Source organism: Pantoea sp. AG702 (assembly GCF_003182295.1).
In the GTDB taxonomy this organism is placed as follows: Bacteria; Pseudomonadota; Gammaproteobacteria; order Enterobacterales; family Enterobacteriaceae; genus Pantoea; species Pantoea ananatis.
The window spans coordinates 1-5,359 of the sequence record NZ_QGTU01000017.1; the positions used below are offsets into that span (position 1 = coordinate 1).

The 5,359-nt window shown below is 48.9% G+C and carries 4 protein-coding genes and 4 tRNA genes; 1 reads left to right on the forward strand and 7 read right to left on the reverse strand.

From position 1 onward, the window contains the following. The 5 genes from DFO57_RS22465 to DFO57_RS22485 all read right to left on the reverse strand — a co-directional run. A partial coding sequence (locus tag DFO57_RS22465) for a GTP-binding protein (protein WP_233255874.1) occupies positions 1 to 143 on the reverse strand: 143 nt, incomplete at its 3' end. 107 nt (positions 144 to 250) lie between these two features. Next, positions 251 to 326 (reverse strand) — tRNA-Thr (locus tag DFO57_RS22470). Between the two features lie 5 nt (positions 327 to 331). Beyond that, positions 332 to 406: transfer RNA gene (locus tag DFO57_RS22475), tRNA-Gly, on the reverse strand. A 193-nt stretch (positions 407 to 599) separates the two neighbouring features. Further along, positions 600 to 684: transfer RNA gene (locus DFO57_RS22480), tRNA-Tyr, on the reverse strand. Between the two features lie 7 nt (positions 685 to 691). Next, positions 692 to 767 (reverse strand) — tRNA-Thr (locus tag DFO57_RS22485). A gap of 1,155 nt (positions 768 to 1,922) precedes the next feature. Between DFO57_RS22485 and coaA the strand changes: the two genes are divergently transcribed. Further along, positions 1,923 to 2,870 (forward strand): type I pantothenate kinase, encoded by a 948-nt coding sequence (coaA, locus tag DFO57_RS22490; RefSeq protein ID WP_013024113.1) that lies wholly within the window; start codon positions 1,923 to 1,925, stop codon positions 2,868 to 2,870. Between the two features lie 45 nt (positions 2,871 to 2,915). On the opposite strand, the gene birA is transcribed toward coaA, so the two are convergent. Next, a complete protein-coding gene (gene birA / locus DFO57_RS22495) occupies positions 2,916 to 3,875 on the reverse strand; it encodes a bifunctional biotin--[acetyl-CoA-carboxylase] ligase/biotin operon repressor BirA (RefSeq protein WP_013024112.1) in 960 nt (319 codons plus the stop codon). Then, positions 3,872 to 4,909 (reverse strand): UDP-N-acetylmuramate dehydrogenase, encoded by a 1,038-nt coding sequence (gene murB, locus DFO57_RS22500; protein WP_029569348.1) that lies wholly within the window; start codon positions 4,907 to 4,909, stop codon positions 3,872 to 3,874. Before murB ends, birA begins: the two co-directional genes overlap by 4 nt. Between the last annotated feature and the right edge of the window lie 450 nt (positions 4,910 to 5,359).

Genomic DNA, 5,359 nt, shown 5'->3' on the forward strand with positions numbered 1-5,359 from the left:
TCGAACGCACGTGCCTGGCCGCCGTTAGTTTTAGCCAGAACGGTGGTGATCGCTGCAGTCAGGGTGGTTTTACCGTGGTCAACGTGACCGATGGTTCCCACGTTTACGTGCAGTTTGTTACGTTGAAATTGCTCTTTAGCCATCGCTTGTCCCTCTAAGACACGGATATATCAAAGATATCGTCACATTAACCAGGCATTGCCTGACTGCAAGGAGTTACAGAGAAAAATCAGGAGGGAGATAAAGGAAGTGGTGCTGATACCCAGAGTCGAACTGGGGACCTCACCCTTACCAAGGGTGCGCTCTACCAACTGAGCCATATCAGCACATCTGGAGCGGGCAGCGGGAATCGAACCCGCATCATCAGCTTGGAAGGCTGAGGTAATAGCCATTATACGATGCCCGCATCCTGGAACTCGGCTACCTGTTCTTTCTGTAGCTTGTGAATAACAGAGGATGTCCTCTGTTATCCTTCGCCCGTCAGCGAAGCTGACTGACTTTGACTGAGCTTACACCCAATCTGAATTCAGGGTGAGAAGAAGTGACTCACCTGCCAGATAAACAGGTTGTTTATCTGTTTCTCAACCCGGGGGTTGAAATGGTGGTGGGAGAAGGATTCGAACCTTCGAAGTCTGTGACGGCAGATTTACAGTCTGCTCCCTTTGGCCGCTCGGGAATCCCACCTACTTGATGGTGCCGGCTACCGGAATCGAACTGGTGACCTACTGATTACAAGTCAGTTGCTCTACCAACTGAGCTAAGCCGGCATCAAGTGACGCGCATTCTAGGAAGGTCGGCAGAAGGATGCAACAAAAAAATCACTGTTTTTGTTCTATCGCTTACTATTTGTGCAAAGCATCGCAATTTACCCCTGATATGCAGAAATAACATCCAATTATTGGTTAAAATTTCTCTTCACTCTCTTTCCGATAATGTTGCTCCCTCCCCCTGTCTCGCCCGCTTTCTTATCTTCATCCCTCACCTTTTCTTAGGCCTCTGCCAGAAAAATGCATTAACTGCTCAGTTTTCAATCACCTCATGCGTACTTTTATCGCGACAGGACCCTACCTAAGGCCGCAGCCTTGGGTGTTATCCCCTAAAAGTTTTCAGGCGACACTGCCCGGCCTGAAGATAAGTATCAGTATCAGGCGAAAGGCAGATAAAAACGTCACGGCTGACAGACCACCTGCGGGGCGGTACGGTGCCTGAGGAGAAAAAGGGCTGATAATCTGCACAAGCGTTCGTAGAGCGGCTGTGTGACTCACAGACAGCCTGTCATGCTCTCCACCGCATAGCAGGTCGGGTGAGCATGAAACTCAGATGCGATAAAGAACGTCGCTGACAGCCTCTATAAGAATGTCTGATGCACCAGCGTCGCTGACAGATAAGCTATGGCTGTCCTTAATACAGCAGCACGAGACCGAAGACGCCAGGGCAGACAGGGTTCACGCAATGAAGAGCAAGCGCTGACAATCTGCATGCGCCTGTACGACACAGCGCGGCTGTCTTTCGAACAGCAGGCACGGACGTTGTGCTATAGCGCCAGCTGTGCAGCATCAAAAGAGTATATCCGGGCATATCTGATGCCATGCACCCGGCCTGAACCATGCGTCACGATGACAGCGGTGCGAAAGCCAAAAACGCCTTTGCACAAAATTGCCTGATGTCTGAATGGCAATAAAAAGCATAACGATTAAAGATTTCAAGTCTCTGTACCGACGATTTATCAAATATGCGGAGAGGCTTGCGAAAGCATACCGCCGTTTATTTTTTACTTCTTTTAAAAGCTATACTGGTGATACCCTCCAGCCCATTGTTCTCGTTAATAGCCCTGTGACCGGCAATTCATTTCTCTACACGGCCCGACTCGTCATCGGCGAAAATGTACAGATCGGTTTGAATCTGCAGTCAAATGTATACTTATGGATAAAACGACATCACTTACGACGCCTTATTTACAGTTCACTCGTGAACAGTGGGCGGCATTACGCGACTCGGTTCCAATGACGCTGTCAGAGGATGAGATCGCGCAATTGAAAGGGATTAATGAAGATCTTTCAATTGAGGAAGTGGCAGAAATCTACCTGCCTCTCTCACGTCTGCTTAATTTCTATATAAGTTCAAATGTCCGCCGTCAGGCCGTGCTGGAGCAGTTTCTGGGAACGAACGGGCAAAAAATTCCTTATATCATCAGCATTGCGGGCAGCGTTGCGGTGGGCAAAAGCACCACTGCTCGTGTTTTGCAGGCGCTTCTGAGCCGCTGGCCCGGACACCGTAAGGTTGAGTTAATTACGACAGATGGTTTTCTTCATCCCAACGCCGTGCTGAAAGAGCGCGGCTTAATGAAGAAAAAAGGCTTTCCTCAGTCCTATGATATGCATCGGCTGGTGAAATTTGTTTCCGACCTTAAGTCGGGCGCCAGCCAGGTTACCGCACCCGTCTACTCCCATTTAATTTATGATGTTATTCCGGATGGCGATAAGGTTGTCCAGCAACCTGATATTCTGATTCTGGAAGGGTTAAATGTGCTGCAGAGCGGCATGGATTATCCTCACGATCCACACCATGTTTTTGTTTCCGACTTTGTGGATTTTTCAATCTATGTGGATGCTGAAGAAGATCTTTTGCAGCGCTGGTATGTGAATCGTTTCCTTAAATTTCGCCAGGGCGCTTTTACCGATCCCAACTCTTATTTTCATCACTATGCTCAGCTACCTGAAGACGAAGCCGTTAATATTGCTGGCTCGTTGTGGCGGGAGATTAACTGGTTGAATCTGAAAGAAAACATTCTTCCTACACGTGAAAGAGCCAGCTTGATTATGACGAAAAGCGGTAACCACGCGGTGGAAAAACTGCGTCTCAGAAAATAACAGGTGGCGATAAAGCCTGCCAAAAAGCAGGCTTTATTTTATTTTTCAAACCGGTCGAAGAGATATTTCTCCCCCTACCCACGATTGAATTTTTCCGTCTTGTTCCAGCTGCAAACCACCCTGATTATCAATGCCACGAGCAATACCGTGCACTTCACGTTCACCAATCAATAATTTAACCGGGCGATTGATGAAGTTGTCCAGTTCGGCCCAGCGCGTCACAAAGGGCGTTAATCCCTCCTGCTCAAATACGGGTAGTGCTTCACGCAGGCGATTAATCAGTGTTGCTGCCAGTTCATTGCGATTAATCGTCACGCCGGCTTCCTGTAAGTTAATCCAGCCCTGATTAATCTGCGCCGCTTCGGCAGTTCTCATCGCCAGATTAATTCCGGCGCCTATCACGATTTGTGCTGCATCGCCGGTTTTACCGGTTAATTCAACCAGGATCCCCGCTAACTTCCGGTCATGAAGATAAATGTCGTTAGGCCATTTTACCCGTACGTCCTGCGCACCTAACGACCTCAGCGTTTCCGCCATAATGATACCAATCACCAGGCTCAGCCCCATTGCCGCTGCCGGGCCCTGTTCCAGGCGCCAGTACATAGACATATAGAGGTTGGCACCAAAGGGTGAAAACCAGTGACGTCCGCGTCGGCCACGTCCTGCCTGCTGATATTCAGCGAGGCAGACGGATCCTGAAGGCAGAGAATGCATACGTTCGAGTAAATACTGATTAGTTGAATCAATAACCGGTATTACGGCTATATCAGCCTGAGACAGTTGCCCCAAAATCTTTTGTTCATTCAGTAACTGAAGTGGGGCTGGAAAACTGTAGCCCTTACCTGTGACGGTATATACCTCAAGGCCCCAGCTTTTTAGCGTTTGAATATGTTTATTAATCGCCGCACGGCTCATACCAAGCGTTTCACCGAGTTGCTCACCCGAGTGAAACTCACCATCGGCCAGGATATCAATTAATTTAAGCGGTACGCTATGATCCTTCATGAGATGACCTCTACAGCGTTACATTCACCCTGAGCCTGAATGAAACGAACTTCTGGCTCCAGCCAGACATTAAATTTTTCACCTACCCGGGAACGTACCTTTTTTGCCAGCGCGACAATGTCGTCAGGTGTGGCATTTTCAGCATTGATTAACACTAATGCCTGCTGCTGATGCACTGCCGCACCGCCAATTCGGCTGCCTTTAAGCTGGCATTGATCGATGAGCCAGCCTGCAGCCAGTTTAATTTCACCTGTAGGCTGAGGATAATGTGGCATCGCTGGGTACTCACTCAACAGCACAGCCGCCTGCTGGCCAGTTATCACGGGATTTTTAAAAAAACTGCCCACGTTACCGGTTATTTTCGGATCCGGTAATTTACTCTGTCGCATATGACAGACCGCATGAAAAACATCCCAGGCATTTGCCGTGGCAGGGTTTAGCGTTTTTAAATCACCGTAGGTCAGGACGGGCTGCCAGTGTTTTTTCAACGAAAATCCGACAGCGATAATCGTGTAGCCTGACTGGTACTGATGTTTGAAAATACTGTCGCGATAACCAAACTGGCAATCGTCACGGCTCAAACGCTGTGTGAGACCGGTATGCAGATTTAGTACATCGACGTATTCACATACATCTTTTAACTCAACGCCATAGGCACCGATATTCTGTATGGGTGCTGATCCTACCATTCCAGGAATGAGTGCCAGATTTTCCAGACCCGAAATCCCTTTTTCCAGGGTAGTTTTCACCAGTTGGTGCCAGTTCTCGCCCGCGCCAACGTGCAGTTTCCAGCGCTCAGTCTCATCAAGGATTTCAACCCCTGCAATGCGGTTGATCACCACCACGCCTGCAAAGTCTTCTAGGAAGAGCACGTTGCTGCCTTCCCCAAGGACCAGAAAAGGTTGCTGGCTACGCTGGCTCATTTGCCAGGCTGAAAGTATGGCTTCCGGCGATTCGGCGACAATACGTGTTTTTGCGCTGACATCAAGCCCCAGCGTGTTGTCGGCTTTTAATGAGATGTACGAACTGGACATGATACGGCCTTAACGGGTTAATCTGCCGGTAGTTTACCGCATCACAACGGTAATGCGGGGGAATTTGCATGCGATGAAAGGCTTTCAACGATTTTGCGGCTCCTGAAAATCCTGATAGCGACAGAAATAAAGTGGTTGGGTGGATACCGGGAGGCTGGCAGGTAACGATTTTCACAGTTTTGTTTCAGATGATGCTCAGAATGACGCAGTGCGGGAGAGGATTAAAGCAGCAAGAGCGGCGTTGCAGACCCGCGGTTGTATCGGGGTCATGATGAGACGGAATATGATGAGGGGTTATCTGCCAGATCGCAGACGTAAAAAAACCCTGAACGTCAGTTCAGGGCTTCTTCACTTGTTTGATGCCTGGCAGTTTATGAATCACGCTGTGATTCACCCTTCGGGCCGCTGCTTCGCAGCGTTCAAAAGCGTTCGCTTTTGTCCTACTCTACT

Excerpts from the sequence above, each read along its gene's own strand:
- coaA (WP_013024113.1), top strand. The coding sequence starts at position 1,923 with ATGGATAAAACGACATCACTTACGACGCCTTATTTACAGTTCACTCGT.
- birA (WP_013024112.1), bottom strand. The coding sequence starts at position 3,875 with ATGAAGGATCATAGCGTACCGCTTAAATTAATTGATATCCTGGCCGAT.
- murB (WP_029569348.1), bottom strand. The coding sequence starts at position 4,909 with ATGTCCAGTTCGTACATCTCATTAAAAGCCGACAACACGCTGGGGCTT.